This is a genomic window from Protofrankia sp. Cr1 (assembly GCF_963555865.1).
Taxonomy (GTDB): Bacteria; Actinomycetota; Actinomycetes; order Frankiales; family Frankiaceae; genus Protofrankia.
Genome location: NZ_CAUVXO010000067.1, coordinates 1,693 through 2,526, shown reverse-complemented (window position 1 = coordinate 2,526; position 834 = coordinate 1,693). Strand labels below are relative to the sequence as shown.

At 70.1% G+C, this 834-nt stretch carries 1 protein-coding gene; it reads left to right on the top strand.

The window, feature by feature from the left end; translation table 11 throughout:
- Nucleotides 1-815: TatD family hydrolase (locus U9980_RS08505; RefSeq protein WP_322767430.1), on the top strand; the 815-nt coding region annotated here is incomplete at its 5' end.
- Between the last annotated feature and the right edge of the window lie 19 nt (nt 816-834).

The following is an 834-nucleotide window of genomic DNA, read 5'->3' as shown; positions in this document are numbered from 1 at the left end:
ATGCCGGCCGCCGTGGCGAGCCGCCGCGGCCGCCGGAGCCGCTGTCGGTCGAGGTGGTCGACAGCCACTGCCATCTTGACATCATGGGTGGCGATGTGGCGCACGCTGTCGCCGCGGCGCGTGCTGTCGGTATCCGCCGGATGGTCAGCGTGGGGATCGACCTGGAGACCAGTCGTTGGCAGGCGCGGGTCGCGGCGGAGCATCCGGACGTGTACGCGGCTGTCGCGATCCACCCGAACGACGCCGCCGACGGCGTCGACGAACAGACGTTCGCCCAGATCGCCGAGTTGGCCACGCTGCCGAAGGTGCGGGCGGTCGGCGAGACCGGTCTGGACTACTACCGCACGCCGCCCGAGCGGCACGCCGCCCAGCAGGACAGCTTTCGCCGTCACATCGCGATCGCGAAGCAGACCGGCCGCACCCTCATGATTCATGATCGGGAGGCGCATGACGACACGCTGCGGATCCTGGCCGAGGAGGGAGCGCCTGATCGGGTGGTCTTCCATGCCTTTTCGGGTGACGCCGGCATGGCGAAGATCTGCGCAACTTCCGGTTACGTGATGTCATTCGCCGGCAATGTGACGTTCAGGAATGCGGGCAGCCTGCGGGACGCCGCTGCCGTCGCACCTCGTGACCTGCTGCTCGTCGAGACCGACGCGCCGTTCCTGACGCCGGAGCCGTGGCGGGGCCGGCCGAACAGCCCGTACCTGGTACCGCTGACGTTGCGGGCGATCGCCGCCGCCCGCGGCGAGGACGTCGACACCCTGGCCTCGGCGGTCGCCGCCACGTCCGAGCGGATGTTCGGGCCCTGGTAGGCCGTGATGCTGCTGCCCG